Raw genomic sequence first — 19,635 nt, forward strand, 5'->3', positions numbered from 1 at the left:
AGCCAGTGAAAGGGTGGTGCAGAGTAATGAATTTAAAATCTGGCAACATAAAAACATTTGAACAGTATTCACAGTTTTCAAGTCTGAAAGAATTTAACAACCATATGGAAATGTGGATGGTAGAGTATAAAAAAGAGTTTACGAAAGCAGAATTGGTAGGATTAAAACGGTTGGTCCGCTTTTCCGCAAAAATTCCTGGTGTTTGCAACGCTAAAATTGGAACGTTACTAAAAGCCATTCACGAAGAATATCACAATAACGGAATTTCTCGCTCCAGCTTTAAACGAATGATTGGAAAGGCGAAAAAACTAGGTATCTTCACGGTTCATGAAACAGAGCGAAAGAACGGATCACAATCTAGTAATCTTTATGTTTTCAATCGTTTCCCGATAAATGAACCACCTACTAGCGATAAGTTGAACCACCATAAAACTAGTAATCTTTCTAAAACTAAAAATAAAATTATAAAAAAACGTAAGAACAACCAGTTCGCTAACACTTTTCTGGATACTACTGTTTCAGATGAGACAACAGACATAATGACGAATAATGGTGATCAACAAGTATCTATTACTAGTAAAAAAACACCAACCACCACAGATCTAGACCATACGTTTACAAACGATAACGTCCCTCAAGCCTTTCGCCAACTAGTGAAATGCTTCTTTGATGAGGCAAAAACAATTGAAGAATACTGGAAAATGACCAAAATAGCTGCTTACCGAAACAATCGTGAAAAGGAAAAAGATCAAGTTCTAACAACTGCGATTAGCTCCTTCAAACAGATGATAAACAAGTTAAAGATAACAAAAGCCATCAAAAAACCAATTGCTTATTTTTACGGAATCTTAAATAAAAAATTGGAACATCTCTATTTTGAAGAGTTATTGGAGATGGGAGTTAATGATGAGAATGGTGATGATGAAGTTACGTATAGCTTGGATTTAGGAATGATGATGTTTTCATAGCACTGGAGGCGCCTTGTGGTTTGTTAGCAGTCCATCGGGTGAACAGCTGAAGGTAGGTTCTGCTGCGTATACTTTATTTCAGATACCACAAGAAATCCATGGATTCCGTACACCTTGAGATGCTATCTAACAATTTTATACAAATTTTCTCGTGACAATAGTACTTTAGCGTGACGAACTTTCCATGAGTCGTACGCAGCTTAGTAGCTAATTTATAGAATATGGTGAAGCATGTCTCTAATTTCCGAGAATCAAATAGCCATTTTGTTTAACAAATCGAGTTGCTTTCAAATCGTTTCTAAAAAAAGACAAAAGGAGAATCAATTTGTATAAACCACTAACTCCCCTTCTTAATTATATGGACTTTCCGACAAATTAAAGGAAATGACAGTCGTTAAGACTTAATCTCCCGAAGGATTTTCTCTAGATTCTGCATAGTAGCATTAATATTTCTCTCATATAGATTTAAAATAGATTGCCCATACGTTGTGCCCGGAACAGCCCACTTTCCGTTTAATGCGACCCAAGTTGTAGCAGATCCTCTATTTACTAGATCAAAACGGGGATCAATTAGTGGATATTTAGCCGGCAATGGTTTAGTAGATGCGTATGCAAATAGATGCTGAATGTGGGCAAGTACACCGTCACTTGGAGTATCAAAGCTTGCTCCTGGATTGTCTGGTCCTGTTGTTCCCAACCCACAAAAGTTATTTTGATTGGGCTTTACCGTTCCAGTAAACCGCAAGAAATCTGTTTCATGCATCGCTTGGGCAAACGCAATATCTCCCCTAATGCCATAATACTCTCCAAACTCTAGATAATAGTAACCTAGCTCAATCGCATTAGGATTGATTTGCTTAACGTATTGATTCATGTGTTCAGGAGACAAAAACGTCTGACCTAATATAGAGTATCCAGCGTCGTCGGTTTGATTAGAGCTAGTCTCTTCGGCAGCAATATAAGCATCATGAACTCCTGTATTCTTGACCTCTACCAGGCGTATTTCGGCATTTTCACGACTTGAAAAGGCCCCTGCTTGAACTCGGTACCAAAGTTCACCAGAAATCGTGATAGAATAAATAAAGGATTCTATTCCTTTTGAGCGGAGGTAGGATTCCCGCTCTTCCGCATTTTCCTTTGTCTTGAATGATCCAGCTATTACCTTGTAAATCGTTTTAGGTTCCTCTGATTTACGTTTAAGGTTAAACGCCCTTGCTAAACCCTTTACGTGACCCTGTGCCACTTTTTGTCGCCACGAAGATTGTTTCATTAAAGCAACATCATGCCCATTATCAATAAACCCATTTTCTGTTAAAAGGGACGGCATCGTCGCCTCACGTAAAACATGAAAGTTTGCTTTCTTCTGTCCACGATTTCTTAATTGATTTACGTTAATGATTTCGGCATGCATAATATCTTGATACTTGGCTGACGCAGAAAAGTCGGATAAACTGCTGTGAATAAAGTCTTCATACCCTTCGGCAGAGCCGTTATAGGCATTACAATGAATAGACAAATAATAATCAGCGCCCCAAGAATTAGCCTCATTTGTTCGCTGAGCTAAACTTTTACTAATGTCACTTGTACGACTCATCCGTATTTCAACATTTTCATAGTTATTTCTTAAAATGGAGCGGATTTTAAGAGCGATATCTAAAGCAATATCTTTTTCTCTCAATCCATTCCCTTGAGCCCCTGGGTCTGAACCACCGTGACCTGGATCTAAATAAAGTTTCATCAAAACCCTCCCCTTCTATTAAAATGACCTTACATTTATACTATGTCATATAATAGAATATGAAAGGGACAAACGTTCGTTTAGTTTTTACGAAAGGCTCTTTTCTCATAGATTGTTGTTTTTGCTTATAAGTTTTGTCCGTTGATTTCCGTTAAAAAATAACACCCTTTACGAAAAAATAGGTAGGGGGAATTTCAAATGAATTCAGGGTTCTTGAAAGGCTTGTTCTAATCGCCTTAAGATAGCTTTCTTTTAATCTGTGGTAGCCAACATTTTGAGCAGTTGCACACTAGGCTAACGCTTACTTCTTAAACTGTTGATATATTAGATTAATTAATTTATACAGTGAAAAAGTCAGACTAACACCCGACCAATAACAACTACACGCCACAACGTGAGCGGCTAACCAATGTTAATAAGTATTACAAAGAGAAGTAATCAGCCTTATACCATTAGTAGAGATGGGCAATTACTTCTCTTTATTAGCAACGAGTCACACTACTACAATTATAACAACATCTAATAAAGCTAGGTTAGATGAAAGTACCACAGTAACTGCCTCGAATGTCGATATATTTCCACCTTCCGTCTATCAGAAAGTGCCAGATCTGAAATTCTAAAGTTGAAACTTTTTCACCATTGTTTGTAATTCGCCAGAAAGCTGTTCTAATGAATCGGCATTCCGAGATAGTTGTTCAATGGATGCGCTTGTCTGTTGAACGGATGCAGATGTTTCCTCAATACCTGCTGCAGATTCTTGAGAGATTGAGGCAATGCTTTCAATGGATGTATTGATTTCCGTGCTGTTCTCTGCAATCTCAGTCAAATTACTAGAAATACTTTGTATTTTCCCTACCATATTGGTGACTGATTGATTAATGTTTCCAAATGCCTCACCAGTTACTTTTATTTGTTGTGAACCTTCTTCTACCTGTTCATATCCCTTCGTTAAAGATTCCGACACACTAGTTGACTCTATCTGGATATTATTCACAATACCTGTAATTTCCGTAATGGATTGTGATACTTGTTCAGCCAACTTTCGCACCTCATCCGCAACAATCGCAAAACCTTTTCCATGATCACCAGCTCTTGCTGCTTCAATTGCAGCATTCAGTGCTAATAAGTTCGTTTGTTGGGCAATTTCTTGGATAACATTTACTAGTTTTGATATTTCTTTTGACTGATGATCAAGCCTTTCTACTTTTTGAACCGCTTCTTTCACAATCCTATTAATCTTGTTCATTTGGTTCATCGAATTGCTCATCAATTCATTTCCATTTTCCGTAATGTCCAGGACTTCATTGGAGGATTTGTACACGAAGGTTCCGTCTTCATTCGCTTGAACAACACGTTTTGAGAAAGTATCCATCTGTTCCGATAAGTCAGAAGAAGCATTTGCCTGTTGCTCTGAACCCTCCGCTAACTCCTGCATAGTAGACGCTACCTGATTGCTCCCTGTATGAATTTCATTAGAAGCTTGTTTCATTACTGTCGATTGATCTTTTACTACATTTGATAGTTCCGATATTCTTTGGATCATTTCTCTAAGGTTTGATTGTGTGACCATTACCGAATGAGATAACTGCCCAAATTCATCCCTTCTTTTCTTCCCATTCCATTCATTGCGAAGGTTCCCCTTTGCTAGTTCTCCCATAATAGAGGTCATTTGTTTTATCGGGTTGGAAAAACCTCTACTCAACAGCAAAGCAGTAACGACAACAAGCACCAATGTCGTTATCCCAATTATCCATAGGTAAAGGGATACTTCATCGGTGATATTGTTAACAACACTTACATCTTGCACCATTTGCATGACTGCAATTACCTCTGTATTCGTAGGGTCATACAATGGCATATAAAATTCTAAGGTATGATCATTCTCTTTCGACACTTCTTCCCCGGTTATCACCTTAGTTATAATAGATTCCTTTTCAATTGTGTTTCCTATATTACTTTCATCAGAAGCAACAAGAATTTCTCCTTCCACATTTGTGATGTTTAGTTGCACGCCTTTTAACGAATCGGTGATGGACTGAATAACTTGACCATCAAGCCCGGTTTGTAATGTTCCGATTATCTCATTATTATATTTAAGTGGGACAAATGCTCGAACGGCCAAACCACTGCTTCCAAATTCAAACCCTGATAATTCCTTATCTTTAAGGGCTGCTTGAATAGCAGGTTTATCACTTTTGTCATCCCCGAACTTTTTTGGATTATGCCCTCTAAAATAAACCTCTCCATCTGGTCCACCAAATTCAAAAACATCTACTTGGTGTTCCTCTCGCAACCTTTCAAAAATAGGCTTAACGACTGTAGCTAATTTTTCACGATCACCATTTTGATAGGCTTTTAAAAGCTCTGGATTAGCTGAATAAGATTTTGAAAGTGCTAACAATTCCTGAGACACCTTGTTTAATTGACTCGAAATTGATTCCTTTGTAGAAATTTGATTATCATGCAAAATCGTGTTAAAACCTTGATTTGTCTTAGCATAAAGAACGGAACTCACTAAAATGAGAGGAATAATAGATACTAATAAAAGAGAAATAAATAGCTTTGATTTAACAGACTTAGAAATAGACAAATTACTCTCCTCCGTCATGATGTAGGTATAAATTCCCATTAAGTCTATCACTCCCCCTGTAGGAAAGTCTATAAATACAAGGTCTTTAGTATGTTAAGTTTTTGTAAAGTTAAAATAGCTTCGGTTCTAACATCGAGATTCAATCAGACGTTGAAATAAATAGTATACTGCTATGTGCACAACAAAAAATCGAGTGAAGATAATTAAATCTACACTCGACCTTTCGACTTGTAATACAGTTATTCTTTTTCACAATAATCGTTATTTACCATCTACAACTTCTTTCAAAATCTCATATGAACGTTTCTGTTTAGCTGGATCAAAGATATAAGACACAGCCATGAGTTCATCCACATTATATTTTTCTTGAAAATCCGTCAATTGTTGTCGGACGGTATCCTTACTTCCGAGCAAGGTAACGCTTGCCATCGATGTTGCCATTTCTGCCTCCATCGGGTTCCAAATATCATCCATGCTTTCAATAGGAGGACTTAACGGTTTTTGCGTACCTCGTACAACATTAAGGAAAAATTGGTCCATCGTTGTCGATAATAGTTTCGCCTCTTCATCCGTTTCCGCTGCAATCACATTTAAACATACCACCATATATGGTTGATCTAAGTATTTGGATGGCTTGAATTTTGCACGATAAATCGAAATTGCTTCTTCCATATGCCTTGGTGCAAAGTGGGAAGCAAATACATACGGAAGTCCTAAACTTGCTGCTAAATGAGCCGAGTCTGTAGAAGAGCCGAGAATATAAATTGGAATATTCGTGCCAACACCAGGATGGGCTTTGACATAACCTTGCTCATCTTCTCCCCCAAAATAAGTAAGTAACGATTGAACATCATTAGGAAAAGTAAAGACAGAGTCATTTTTGGACCGTCTAAGAGCACTCGCAGTCATCATATCTGTACCAGGAGCCCGGCCAAGTCCCAAGTCGACGCGATCCGGATAAATCGTCGCCATCGTTCCAAATTGTTCGGCAACTACTAAAGGAGCATGATTAGGTAGCATAATCCCCCCAGACCCAACACGTATGCGGCCAGTATGTTCTAATGTATGTTTTATTAAGATCGATGTAGCTGAACTAACAAGTGTCGGAGTGTTGTGATGCTCCGCAATCCAATATCGTGTATATCCCATTTTTTCCGTCGCTTGCGCAAGATCCACCATCGCATCCACCGCTTGTTTAGGACCCTCTCCTTCGCGTACAGGGGCTAGATTTAAAACAGAAACAGGTAGTTGATTCGTTGTCATTTAGAATTCCCTCTCTCTTGATGAATTGCTATTATTGTAACAATCCATATCTAGAAAACAAACTTAAATGCTTCTAGTAATTCACTCGCAATAAGCCGCCATTTCTACTACACCTTTGGTAGCATTCCATCACAAAGAGCTTGTACAAAACACCATTGTTCTCTTTACTCATAGATTGTTGTTTTCACTTGTAAACTCTGTCCGTTGATTTCCACTAAAAAACAACAATCTAGCTTCCCAATACTTCAAACAGAAAAAGAGCGAAGCACCATAAGGCATCGCTCGCTCCTTACATAAAGTCCAAGAATGGACAGGCACTCGAAATAATAATGAAACAAAAAAGCCATATTAACGATAGGTTCTTTTCTCGCCACAAAACCTCAGCATTTTATTCCGGGGGATTATTTTGATATATCATGGAAACTGCTTGTGCCTGCTGGAGTTTTTGTTGTGCACTTTGAACATCCTGTTGTTCTTTCTGAACTTGTTTTTGTGCTTGCTTTAACTTTTGAACTTCCGTTTGCAGCTGCTGGTTTGCTTGTAATAATTGCTGATTTTCCATTTGTAATTCTTGATTCGCTTTTTGAACGTCTTGTTGCGCTTGTTTTAATTGCTGCTGTTGATCTTGTTGTGTCATGAAACAATAGCCTCCGATAATTATTATTTAGGTACTTAATTTGCCCAATAATTATCGTGTTCATTATAGCTTTTTCTATGCTATAGACTTTAAAGAAGCACCGTCCTCATGTTCCCCAAAACTAAGCAGAATCCCTAATATTTAAACACCAAAGCCGCAAGCTGATACCCTCCACCAATAGTCCAAAACAGTATCGTATCCCCACGGTTTATACGACCAGATTCAATACCTTCATGAAGGGCTATAAATGGACTGCTTGTACCTGTATAACCAAAACGGTCTCCTACATACATAATTTTACTATCTTCTAAATTGTAATGTTTTTGGATTGTTTTGATGTTACTTAATGAGAATTGTGACAAGCAAAAAGCATTTATATCTTTCATACTTAGGTTATTACGCGTTAGAACGGTTTCAAACATATCGTATGTTGGTGGCATCGCTACACTTCCATCAAAGGGAAGCCATTGGATAGATTGATTGCCTTCATTTCCATGGATGGCTTTTGATAAACCATTACGTGGGAAATACGTTTTGTCGTACGTTACGGAGTCTGTAAAATAAATAGAATCTATAAAACCTGTTTCTTCTTCCGTTTTTTCTAAGATAACCGCACACGCAGCATCCCCGAAGTTTGCATACGTAATTTCTTCTTCTGGATTTCCCATAAGAGAATTATAGTCCGAACCAACAACTAGAACAGAATTAACATGAGGATTACCAAGCATATATCGAGAAGCATGGTCTACAGCTAATGTCATACCAGCGCAGTTTGCATTCGAATCCATCACCATTGTTTTATTGCCTGCTTTTAATTCATGATGCAATTGAATCGCATTTGTCGGGGCAGTATATTCAGGGATTTGTGAAGAAAAGATAATCATATCTAAATCTTTCCCTTTCATATTTGCTTTTTCTAATACACGTTTAGAAGCTTCTATTGCCATTGTTAAACTATTTTCATCGTCATTATCAATGACATACCTGCTTTTTCTTCCTAAAATATTTTCAATAAAATTAGTAGAGTCTCTTCCTAATTTCTTAAAATGTTCAATATAAAAATCATTGCTAATCGATTTTTCAGGGTGATAAATTGCTATTTCTTTCATTTTCACGTGAGTCATTGTTGTCTTCCTACTTCCCTTCTTCTTAAGTCAATCATATATATCAGCACATACAAAAGGACAAGACCTATTTGCTTCTTGTCCTTTTGTTCTATGTCTATTACTTTCTATTTCTCTTGAATTTCTGCGTTTGTAAAACCAACATTCTTCAGAATACGATTTAATTGCAATTTAAGGATTGCATTTTTCTTAATCATGATAATCATTTTATCGAATCCTGATTGTTGATACATACGAATAGAGCTTTCCATACTCGGAATCATATCCTGTCTTAAAACATCCATATCCGTAGAATCTACATTCAATGTATAGTCTTGTGCATTAATACTCTTCACTTTAGTTGTGTACTCTTGTACAAACTCTTGCACTTGTTCAGGAGTAAATGTACCCACTATTACCATATCAATTGTTTTCCTTACTCGATTTACGTTAATACTGTAGCTACTTGTTTTAACCATTACATATATTTCCCTTCTATTGTATATAATATTTCGCACAATATAGTACTAATTATACAGGCCTTAATGACCATTGCATAGCTTTATTTTCATGTATAAAATTACCATAAATATAAGGGCGATTTAGGACCAATGAGAAAGTCTATATAAATAAAATCTGTATATGGATAAAAACTCTTCGGGGTTTTCAAAAAGCATTGCTCTTTCAGCAAGTTCAGGTGATTCTTTCACTTCAAAGCAGAAGAACCATCCATTGTTTCTCAAAGCTTAGTAACTATACACGTCTCACCCTCCTCTTCTTTATTCAGGAGAAATTTTACCTTACCCCTACTTCAGTAAACTAAAATCAACCATCACGAAACCTTTTGTAGATCAAAACAAATTAATTTATTTTCTTATGTAATTCTACTCTCTTCATAACTAGCTTCTATTAATCTACTATCACCATTTACACAAAATTGGTTTCTGTTTTCAGTTTTATGTTGACACGAAAAACAATAATCTTTTTCCATCTAATATCACTCTATATCGTTATTCATCTATTTCCTTTTGAAGTTGAGCTACTCCTCATTAATTTTTCAGAAAAGAGGTGTCTTGCGAGACCCTTTGCTAAAACGAGAAGAAAGGAAAAATTGTACCTCTTTTCTACCACAATTCCAGTCAAAATCTTATCAATCTTCGACAATATCTGGATGATAACAGGCATCTAATCTATTTTTGCAAAAATCAATATCTTCTATCTACTTTAATTAAGCTTGTTATGTTATTATGTATTTGTTTGACAAAAAACGAACATTAGGGGAGATTATGTTGAAAAAAAAGACTCTGGCTGGCGCTACTCTCGCATTAGGTTTAATGATACCTCAAGTTGCACCTTCGATTACATATGCTGACGTTATGGACAAGGATATTGTAAAGCTTCGTGTTCTTGAAACGACAGACATCCACACTAACCTCGTAAACTATGATTATTATCAAGATACACTCACAGATAGCTATGGACTAGCTAAAACGGCAACCCTGATTAAAGAAGCACGAAATGAGGCAAAGAACAGCTTGCTCTTTGATAACGGTGATTTAATTCAAGGTAATCCACTTGGTGATTATGTAGCTAAAGTGGATCCGCTTGAAAACGGTGAAACGCATCCTGTTTACAAAGCAATGAACCTATTAGATTATGACACTGGTAATATTGGTAACCATGAATTCAACTACGGGCTCGATTTCCTTGAGACATCACTAAAAGGATCAGAATTCCCTTATGTAAATGCAAATGTTTATATTGATGATAAAAATGATGACCCATCTGATGATAAAAACTACTTTACTCCTTATGAAATTCTAGAGCGTACAGTAGTCGATGAGGATGGTGAGGAGCATACACTTAAAGTGGGGGTCATTGGATTTGTTCCTCCTCAAATCATGCAATGGGATAAATCGAACCTAGAAGGCAAAGTTATCGCGAAAGATATCGTGGAAACAGCGAATAAATTTGTTCCTCAAATGAAAGAAGAAGGCGCAGATATAATCGTAGCAATCCCGCACTCTGGCATAGGAAATGTGACGCAGGAAGGCATGGAAGAAAACGCTACTTATGATCTTTCTAAGGTAGAAGGAATTAATGCCATTCTGTTCGGACATTCTCACGGTGTTTTCCCATCTGAATCTTACAGCGATATTGAAGGCGTTGATATAACAAAGGGAACCATTAACGGCGTTCCTTCGGTTATGCCTGGTTCATGGGGAGATCATTTAGGTCTAGTGGACCTTGAGCTAGAACTTAAGGATGGCGAATGGCATGTGATTAATTCTCAAACATCTACTCGCTCCATTATCGATGAAGACGGCAACCCAATTGAACGCGATGAAGATATTGTAAATGCTGTTAAAGAAGAACATGAGGGAACAATTGACTGGGTACGAAGTGCAGTAGGAGAAACCACTGCTCCAATTAACAGCTATTTTGCACAGGTAAAGGACGATCCTTCTATTCAAATCGTAACGAACGCACAAAAATGGTACGTAGAGAAATACATTCAAGGCACTGAGTACGACGGTATTCCAGTGTTATCAGCTGGTGCACCATTTAAAGCTGGAACAAGAGATAACCCTGATTACTATACAGATATTCCAGCTGGGGAACTTGCAATAAAGAATGTCTCTGACCTTTACTTATACCCTAACACGTTACAAGCTGTCATGATTACAGGTGCAGAGGTCAAAGAATGGTTGGAAATGTCAGCTGGACAATTCAACCAAATTGATACGAGCAAATCGGAAGAGCAATCTCTTGTAAACGGGGAGTTCCGCTCTTATAACTATGACGTAATCGACGGCGTAACGTATGAAATTGATGTTACAGAGCCTATGAAGTATGATGCAGACGGTAACCTAATCAATGAAAATGCGAACCGTATTAAGAACTTACTGTTTGACGGTGAACCAATCGATCCAGACAAGAAGTTCATCGTAGCAACGAATAACTACCGTGCTAGTGGCGGCGGTCACTTCCCTGGGATTGACGGTTCGAACATTATCCTGAAATCTCCAGACGAAAATCGTAACGTTATTATCGACTACATCATGGAGCAGAAAACCATTAATCCTGAAGCAGACAACAACTGGTCATTTGCACCTGTGAAAGGCAATGTGAACGTTGTATTTGAAACTTCTACAAAAGCACAGGATTACATTAAAAACTCAAGTACGTATAAATATTTAGGTGAACAAGACAATGGCTTTGGTAAGTATTCCATCAAGTTTAAGCAAAACGATGCGACAAATCCTGGGCAAGAGAGGAAATTTTCTGATGTAGGTGATACGTACTGGGCAAAGGACTATATTTATGATCTAGTTAGCAAAAATATTATTAAAGGGACATCAGATACAACCTTTGCTCCAAACAACAATATAACCCGTGCTCAATTCACAGCCTTGATTTCAAGAGCGTTAGACATAACAGCGAAAGAAACAACTCATTTTAAAGATGTTACGGGTGAACTGGTTCCAGAAATCAATGCTGCTTACGAAGCTGGCATTACTACAGGTGTATCAAAAGGGATATTTGCACCAAATCAACCAATTAACCGACAACAAATGGCAGCCATGCTTGTGCGTGCATACAATTACAAGAATGGTGAAGATTTCAAACCAATCATAGAAAACGACTATTTTGACAAGGAGAAAATTTCACCTATTTTTAAGGACTCAGTAAACGCAGCACTAGAACTAGAATTTATGACAGGTAGAGAAAATGGAAACTTCGGACCTAAACAGAACGCTACCCGTGCTCAAGCTGCAAAAACTGTTTATATGCTGTTAAATAAATAAGGAAAAGATAAAATGGTTTTGTCCTAAATCACCTCATCCTTTTCCCTTGTTTTGTAACCACCCTAATTTCATGTTCACAAAAAACCTATAGTTTAAAAGGTCCGGTTCTCCATCGCAATAGGCGATGATGAGCCGGATTCTTATCTTTATACAGATGGCATTAAACGTTTGATTAAGAAGAGCTTTTCTTTAACGATGGGATATTACAGTTTATAGAACTTAGTAACCTCTTAGTTCAAAATCCAATTAATATTCAGTAAAACCCGTAAATTGGAGGAAAACACAAAACCAACTCCCTTTTTCTAATATATAACTTAAACTTCATCTCAAATACGTAATTACCGAAATTCCTCATTACTCATTTTCTCCTTTGCTAATTTAGGTTCAGAACCTTGTTTACTTTTTACTGCAGATAACTTGTCACTCCAACCTATCTTTTTTTACGTTTTTTTGCTATTCTAATGCTTAGCCTAATTAAATTAATAGTGAGGTCATTAAATAATGCGTAAAGATAAACATAAATCAAAAAAACGCCGCTGGTGGAAGGTGGCGTTAATTGTTGTCCTTGTTCTGCTAGTTGGTGGAGGTGCTTATGGCTACTCTGTTTATAACTCATTGAACAATGCTGTCGATACAATGCATACGCCGATTGAACGGGAGAAGTCTTCTAAACGTCCGAAAGAAGTTGAATTCCATGAAAGCCAACCATTTTCCGTGCTTTTGATGGGTGTCGATGAGCGCGAAGGTGATAGTGGCCGATCGGATTCGATGATTGTGTTGACGGTTAATCCTGAAGTAAAGTCTGTTAAGATGCTTAGTATTCCACGTGATACCTTAACAGAAATCGTTGGTAAAGGAACAAAAGATAAAATTAATCACGCTTACGCTTTTGGTGGAGTAGAGATGGCAATGGATACTGTTGAAAATCTATTGGACATCCCTGTTGATTACTTCGTTCAAATCAATATGGAAAGTTTCCAAGAAATTGTTAATGCAGTTGGTGGCGTTACCGTGAATAATGACTTGAGTTTTTCTTACGGGGGCTACTCGTTCCCTAAGGGTGAGCTTGAGTTAAGCGGAAAAGAAGCACTTGCTTTTTCTCGAATGAGATACGAAGACCCTCGTGGTGACTTCGGACGCCAATTACGTCAACGAGAGATTATTCAAGCGGTTATCCGTGAAGGTGCTAGCGTTTCAAGTCTATGGAATTTTGGCGACATTTTTGATGCACTTGGAAACAACATCAAAACAAACCTTACGTTTGAAGAAATGGTCAATATTCAAAAGAACTATAAAGCAGCATCTAATAAAATTGAACAGATTAAAATTGAGGATGGGTCTGGAACAAAGATTGACGGCATTTACTACTATGTCATTCCAGACGCAGAACTTACTCGTATACAGGATGTTTTAAAAGAACATATGGAGCTTTAATCATAGGAAAGGACCAATCAGCGATGATTGGTCCTTTTTTAATAAGGCTGTTTTCTAAGAAAATATTACTTCTAACAACATCGAAAACGCAGAGTGGATTGGAAGCGGAAAGCAAGTGCCTGCAGCGGAAAGGAACGGTCCATTGCCCACAAACAATAAACCTTACGAAAACAGCCTATTTTTATGTTTTTGCTTAGCAAGGAACTTTTCCTATAGCAATTGGCGACTCAGGAGACAAAACTACTTTTCTTAATAAAAACGTTTATATCCATCCATCTTTGATTTCCAATACGAGTTATGAACACTGCTGATAGCAACACCCGAATCACCTGCATGGATAAATTGGTCATCTCCAATATAAATACCCATATGGGAGATTCCCTTTTTGTATGTATTTTCAAAGAAAACTAAATCACCTGGTTTTGGTGTATGGATATAATAGGAACGGTTGTAATAGCCGTCTGTGTTTGTTCTTGTAATACTTTTACCAGTTTGATTAAAAACATAGTAGATAAATCCGCTGCAGTCGAAGCCGCTTGGCGTTGTGCCACCCCATGCATATGGTGTACCGAGTAGTTTCTTTGCTTCTGTTAACAAATCACTGGAAGGCTGGTTATTTTCTACTTGGTCGGTACTTTGTCCACTCTTGCTCAATGTCAACTTCTGATTAACATAGATCATGTCAGAAGACAGATTATTCCACGCTTTTATTTCTGCGACTGTTACTCCATACTTTCCTGCAATCTTGCCAAGTGTATCTCCACTTTGGACAGTGTATTGACCTTTTTCAGTAGTTCCAGGTGATGGAACTGGTTTAGACGGCGATGGAGATGGCGATGGTGCCAATGTTCCCGTGCTACTTTTTGTTTTTAACTTTTGATTTGGATAAATGATGTCAGAAGACAGATTGTTCCACGCTTTCAGATTTGCAACCGTTGTTCCATGTTTAACAGCGATAGCACTCAATGTATCCCCTTTTTGAACAGTATAAACCGTCGTTGTGGATCCAGTCGTCGGAGGTTGAGTTGGCGAAGATGGTGTAGTTGGTTTTTCACCACTTGCACTAACCTTTACCTGTTGATTCGGATAGATAAGATCGGAATTTAATCCATTCCATTTTTTTAAATCTGAAATCGAAACGCCAAACTTTATTGCAATTTTATAAAGACTATCTCCTGCTACTACTTTATAGGTTTCAGTAGTAGCTACTTTTTCAGGCGCTGCCGGTTTATTCCCAGACACTGTAGTCGTTGTAGGAATTGTTAATTTTTGTTTAACAAAAATCATATCCGACGTTAAGCCATTTATCTCTTTAATTGCGGAAACACTAGTTTGATAGTTTTGCGCAATTTTATACAGCGAATCTCCTCGCTGCACCGTATAGCTTGCTGCTTGTCCAGCAGCTGGCAAACTTGTTAGCAATACTGCCGTTGTCGAGAGTGCAACAATTGATTTTTTCATCTTTCTCCTCCGCACCTTTTATTTTCTCTTTATTATTATCGGTTGATGGTTACATACATTTACACCTTTTTGCAATTTCTGCTAGTTTTTCTAATATTCTAACATTTTTTCGCAGTTACGAGAATCTTTTTTTATACAACTTTCTCTTAAAATATGTATTTCAGACATCCACTTCCTTTTTAAAAGACTAATGAAAAGACTGTCGTAGTCTATGTTTTTATTATCATTAGCCTACATACTAATCATACAAACTCTTCCGGATGCAAAAAAGGGGAGGAAATACCCAAAAAAAGCGATAACAAAGAAGAAAACTGCCATTTAAACACAGATTCCTCGATACCAAACTATTAGGGTGAAGTTTTAGATACGCCAGTCATACTACTCATTGATTCAAAATAAATACTGATGAACCTCTTCTTTCAAGTCTGGGCTTTGCAAGACAAAATCGATGATTGCTGTTATAACCCCAATATCATATTGCTCTCCCCTTGAAATAGGTTAGCGTAGACAAAGGGGATTGATTGTATACGTTAATGGCATCTGTTAATTAGTAACGGGTCCCAAGTGGCATTCAGTTCCTTCTATCGAGCCTTCATCACTGACAGAAACTGTTTTCTAAAACCAACCGCCGGAACAATTACCTTTGTTATTTTTTATGCGGTTGCGTGTGATAAGATAAACTGTTCACTTTTGATAGTGTATATAGTTATAGTATTGGTGGGAGGAGAGTTTAGAAGATAAAGATAGTGCAACCTAACTAACCAAAGGAACAACAGTGTATTCCACACTGATGTTCTTTTGATTATCTAAAAAACTACTTATTACTTTGAATTCAACTCCTCTATTTTTCCTTTTATTATACTTATATATTTATCATCCTTTTGAAGTTCAAATACAATTAGAGCTTTTTTCATATACTTCAGTGCTTCTCTGTAATTCTCTTGCAATTCAAAGTTATAGCCAATTTGATAGTGTAATTCCCCTAACAAGAACATAGTATCTTTTTCAATACACCACGCTATACCTTTTTCACAATATTGAATGGATTTAGTAAATTGCTCTAATCTCGTCAATACTCTTGCATAATTGTAAAACACTCTAGTTTTGATAGTATGATCATACAGATGAGGAAGCATTTCTACATTTTCCATAATTTCTTTAAAAACTTCCTCTGATTTTTTTAACCGTTCATTAAAATAGAAAACCCCAATAGATATTAATATTTCTATTTCCTTTTCAGTATAAATTTTTTGCTTTTTGTTATGTGTTAAGTTAATTGCCTCTGATAACGTTTCAATTGCCTTTTCTAGGTCTTGGTCTAATTCATATTCATAAATTCCTTTATGCCACATAAGAATCTGTTGATTTGACTTATTTTGCGTAAACAGAGGATTATTTTCTTCTGCTTTAACGATTTCTTTAATATCCTCATAATCAAGGTTTCTCCTCGCTATCTTCAACTGATAGTTTACTTCTTGAACATAATCCAACCTTGGCGTCATACCGATATCAAAGAAGTAGTTAACATCTACTCCAAGCTTTTGAGAAATCAAGTAAAGTGTATTGGCGTAAGGAAATACAACTCCCTTTTCAATCTTGCTTATTTGCGCCTGAGTACATATTCCTTTTGCCAACTCTTTCTGTGAAAGACCTACATTTTTTCTTAATTCTTTTATTTTTTTAGCAATTAATGTAAAATCCATAAATCCCACCCTTAAAATATGCCTATAATTATATTTTGATATGAAACAGGTCGTTTTCCTTATTTTTAAAGAGAAATACTAGTGAAAAAGACTGTTGACTGCGATTATAATATTTTACAATTTATGTTTTAATTATTTTAAGGTTATGCATTAATCATACAAATCCTATTGAATAGATAAAAGGGAGGAAATACCTATGAAAAAGAAATTGTTAGCTGTTCTAGCTGTATCTTTCTTAGTTTTTGGAATCGCAGGTGTATCTAATAATTCTGCAAATGGTCCATCTCTTCAAAGCGAACTACCAAATATTCATTAATAAACAGTCAGAAAGCACTCTCAAATGGGAGTGCTTCTTTATTTTCCACCATTATATATGCATTTAGAAATATTCTCAAAGTTATATTTCATGTAAATAATCAAGATGAAGGTTAATATACTTGGTATTTTTCAACCGAGAACATCTCTTACGCAAAATTCCCTTCTTCATATAATTTGTTATAGTTAATATTAATTAAGGAGAGGGGGCTTTGCATTGTATCCTATTGACATGAAAGTTAATCCTTCGTACCTAGATGATGAATTAATTATTGCTTTTACTTTTCAGTTTCAGCTATCGCAAAACAAAATAGGTGAAGCAGTAGTATTCACTTACCCTGAATTTTCTTCCTCCAATGAAGAAAAAGAACTATACCACAATGATCGAACAATATTAAAAAATAATAAGTTTGCCACCCTTAAAGAATTTAATGTGATTAAAGAATATGAAAAAGATTCCATGGCAAAACTACTTTACTTTTTAAAAGTTATTGGAATAAAACTTTATGAAGGTCCAATTAAAAAAGCAGTTATTTAATTGAAATCCCCTGTATTGTGTTGCAGGGGATTTCAATGCCTTAGATAAACGCTGTTTTATGTTCGCAAACTGATCCAGACCTTTGACTTTACCATAGTGAGGGACGAACCTTTGGTATTTAAAGCACTTTATTTCCTCTCGCAGCGGTATTCCCTCTTGCGCTCCAAGTTTGTCACCGATAATGGTACAGCAGTTGTAGCAATTTGGCATGCTTCCTTTATATTTATCCCTTCTAGTAAAGAAACAGCTAGAACTCCATTAAACGTATCTTTGGATCCGGTCGTGTCAGCCACTTCTACTTTTAATGCAGGAATTGTTATTTCTTTATTATTTTAAAAAAAGCAAAGGAATTCCATTATATAGGAACCCCTTCGCTTTTCCTTAATTGTTTCCACCTTTAATTGCTGACTTTCTTGTTCTTGCATATTGTTGCCAGTGAAGACTCGTTAGCATTTCAGCTGTTTTTTCGATATCTTTGGAAAAGACTCTGTCCTTAGTGATAGAAGGGATGATTTTTCGTGAGTTTTCATAAAACTCTCTAGTTGCTTCTGCCATTAAGTCGATTCCACGATGTTCTACTGCTTGCAGGCTGCAAATGAGTTCGATTGCTAGCACCCTTCTTGTGTTTTGTAGAATTTGATACGCATGACGGGATCCAATTGTTCCCATGCTGACATGGTCCTCTTGGTTTGCAGAGGATGGAATCGAGTCGACACTTGCTGGGTGTGCTAGTGTTTTGTTTTCTGAAACGAGAGATGCTGCTGCATATTGCATAATCATCGCTCCTGATTGCAAGCCTGGCTGTGGGCTTAAAAATGGTGTCAAGTCGTTAAGTTGCGGATTGACAAGCCTTTCAATTCTCCGCTCTGAAATATTGGCAAGCTCTGCGATAGCAATTTTCATAAAGTCCATTGCAAGTGCGATTGGTTGCCCATGAAAATTCCCTCCTGAAATAACCTTGTTGCCGTCATCAAAAATGAGTGGATTATCGGTTGCTGCGTTCATTTCGATTTCTAGTTTTTCTTTTACATAATCAAGTGTTTGCCAAGAAGCACCGTGAACTTGTGGGATGCATCGTAAGGAGTATGCATCTTGGACCCGTAACTCGCCTTGTTTGGTTGTGAGTTTGCTATCTTTCAAGTAATCTCGAATTCTACTTGCTGTTGCGACTTGCTGTGGATAGCCTCTTGCAATATGAACGTCCTCGTCAAAAGCATCGATGATTCCTCGAAGACCTTCGATGGTAAGACTTGCAATCATTTCACTTTGATAAGCAAGGTCCTCTGCCTCTAGGTAACCGATAACTCCCATTGCCGTCATTGCTTGGGTACCGTTGATAAGGGCGAGACCTTCTTTTGCTTGTAGCTGAATTGGAAAGATGCTTTCTTTTGTGAGAACAGGAAGTGCCGGTTGTACTTCCCCTTTGTAGTACACTTCCCCCTCGCCCATTAATACAAGTGCCAAATGGGATAGTGGTGCGAGATCACCACTTGCACCAAGTGATCCTTGTTGTGGCACGACTGGGTGAATCTGTTTATTTAAAAGTTCAATTAAACGTTCAATTAGTACTGGTCTAACCCCCGAGTATCCTTTTAAAAGTGCATTTGCCCGAAGCAGCAGCATGGCACGCGATACTTCTTCCGGAAATGGATCACCGACACCACACGCATGAGAATGAATTAAGTTTAACTGTAGCTCCTCGACATCGCCTTGATCAATGAGTACATCACTGAACTTTCCAAAGCCCGTATTAATTCCATACACGACACGCTTCTCTTTTACAATCCGCTCCACCGCTTCCCGGCTCTTCTGCACCTTCACCATACTAGCCTCTGACAAAAAGACAGATTCCTTCTCAAAAATTACTCGTCTTGCTTCCTCTAAACTCAACGTACTTCCAGTTAATTCAACCATCTATAATCACCTCATCTATATTTTTTGCTTTCGCTCTTTACCGTGGTGGGGGACGGACCTCTAAAGCGCGACACCCCCGAAGTGAAACAAAAAGGAGGCTCGGTCAAAGACACAAACGTGTCCCTGACCGAGCCTCCTTTTAACTAGTATCTATAGGCTCAT

General features: G+C 37.2%; 14 protein-coding genes. 5 read left to right on the forward strand and 9 right to left on the reverse strand.

Features of this window, described 5'->3' with window-relative positions:
• Positions 1 to 26 precede the first annotated feature (26 nt).
• Positions 27 to 968: a hypothetical protein gene (locus tag ACFSUL_RS20850; RefSeq protein ID WP_377938255.1), complete on the forward strand. Its 942-nt coding sequence runs from the start codon at positions 27 to 29 to the stop codon at positions 966 to 968.
• 394 nt (positions 969 to 1,362) lie between these two features.
• Here the strand turns inward: ACFSUL_RS20850 and ACFSUL_RS20855 are convergent, their stop codons facing one another.
• The 6 genes from ACFSUL_RS20855 to ACFSUL_RS20880 form a co-directional block, all read right to left on the reverse strand.
• Positions 1,363 to 2,706 carry an N-acetylmuramoyl-L-alanine amidase gene (locus tag ACFSUL_RS20855; RefSeq protein WP_377938257.1) on the reverse strand — a complete coding sequence of 448 codons (1,344 nt, stop codon included), beginning with the start codon at positions 2,704 to 2,706 and terminating at the stop codon, positions 1,363 to 1,365.
• Between the two features lie 616 nt (positions 2,707 to 3,322).
• Entirely contained in the window at positions 3,323 to 5,335 is a 2,013-nt protein-coding gene (locus ACFSUL_RS20860; protein WP_377938259.1) for a methyl-accepting chemotaxis protein, read from the reverse strand.
• Between the two features lie 222 nt (positions 5,336 to 5,557).
• Entirely contained in the window at positions 5,558 to 6,559 is a 1,002-nt protein-coding gene (locus ACFSUL_RS20865) for an LLM class flavin-dependent oxidoreductase (protein WP_377938261.1), read from the reverse strand.
• A gap of 388 nt (positions 6,560 to 6,947) precedes the next feature.
• Complete coding sequence (locus tag ACFSUL_RS20870; protein ID WP_377938263.1) at positions 6,948 to 7,196, reverse strand: hypothetical protein; 249 nt, start codon at positions 7,194 to 7,196, stop codon at positions 6,948 to 6,950.
• A 134-nt stretch (positions 7,197 to 7,330) separates the two neighbouring features.
• Positions 7,331 to 8,320: a ketoacyl-ACP synthase III gene (locus ACFSUL_RS20875; RefSeq protein ID WP_377938265.1), complete on the reverse strand. Its 990-nt coding sequence runs from the start codon at positions 8,318 to 8,320 to the stop codon at positions 7,331 to 7,333.
• Positions 8,321 to 8,427: 107 nt separating this feature from the next.
• Entirely contained in the window at positions 8,428 to 8,778 is a 351-nt protein-coding gene (locus ACFSUL_RS20880; RefSeq protein WP_377938267.1) for a hypothetical protein, read from the reverse strand.
• Positions 8,779 to 9,585: 807 nt separating this feature from the next.
• Between ACFSUL_RS20880 and ACFSUL_RS20885 the strand changes: the two genes are divergently transcribed.
• On the forward strand, positions 9,586 to 12,108 hold the full coding sequence (locus tag ACFSUL_RS20885) for a bifunctional 2',3'-cyclic-nucleotide 2'-phosphodiesterase/3'-nucleotidase (protein ID WP_377938269.1): 2,523 nt from the start codon (positions 9,586 to 9,588) through the stop codon (positions 12,106 to 12,108).
• A 501-nt stretch (positions 12,109 to 12,609) separates the two neighbouring features.
• Positions 12,610 to 13,542: a polyisoprenyl-teichoic acid--peptidoglycan teichoic acid transferase TagU gene (gene tagU / locus ACFSUL_RS20890; RefSeq protein WP_377938271.1), complete on the forward strand. Its 933-nt coding sequence runs from the start codon at positions 12,610 to 12,612 to the stop codon at positions 13,540 to 13,542.
• Between the two features lie 249 nt (positions 13,543 to 13,791).
• On the opposite strand, the gene ACFSUL_RS20895 is transcribed toward tagU, so the two are convergent.
• Together ACFSUL_RS20895 and ACFSUL_RS20900 are read right to left on the reverse strand one after the other, a co-directional pair.
• Positions 13,792 to 15,003: a C40 family peptidase gene (locus tag ACFSUL_RS20895; RefSeq protein ID WP_377938273.1), complete on the reverse strand. Its 1,212-nt coding sequence runs from the start codon at positions 15,001 to 15,003 to the stop codon at positions 13,792 to 13,794.
• 821 nt (positions 15,004 to 15,824) lie between these two features.
• Positions 15,825 to 16,706, reverse strand: a complete 882-nt coding sequence (locus ACFSUL_RS20900) for a helix-turn-helix domain-containing protein (RefSeq protein WP_377938275.1) — start codon at positions 16,704 to 16,706, stop codon at positions 15,825 to 15,827.
• Positions 16,707 to 17,238: 532 nt separating this feature from the next.
• Between ACFSUL_RS20900 and ACFSUL_RS20905 the strand changes: the two genes are divergently transcribed.
• Together ACFSUL_RS20905 and ACFSUL_RS21385 are read left to right on the forward strand one after the other, a co-directional pair.
• Complete coding sequence (locus tag ACFSUL_RS20905) at positions 17,239 to 17,559, forward strand: hypothetical protein (protein WP_377938277.1); 321 nt, start codon at positions 17,239 to 17,241, stop codon at positions 17,557 to 17,559.
• Positions 17,560 to 17,670: 111 nt separating this feature from the next.
• Positions 17,671 to 17,895 carry a hypothetical protein gene (locus ACFSUL_RS21385; RefSeq protein ID WP_449237063.1) on the forward strand — a complete coding sequence of 75 codons (225 nt, stop codon included), beginning with the start codon at positions 17,671 to 17,673 and terminating at the stop codon, positions 17,893 to 17,895.
• A 45-nt stretch (positions 17,896 to 17,940) separates the two neighbouring features.
• Here the strand turns inward: ACFSUL_RS21385 and hutH are convergent, their stop codons facing one another.
• Entirely contained in the window at positions 17,941 to 19,473 is a 1,533-nt protein-coding gene (hutH, locus tag ACFSUL_RS20915) for a histidine ammonia-lyase (protein WP_377938281.1), read from the reverse strand.
• Positions 19,474 to 19,635: the final 162 nt, after the last annotated feature.

Source organism: Bacillus seohaeanensis, assembly GCF_042684945.1.
GTDB classification, from domain to species: Bacteria; Bacillota; Bacilli; order Bacillales; family Bacillaceae_B; genus Rossellomorea; species Rossellomorea seohaeanensis.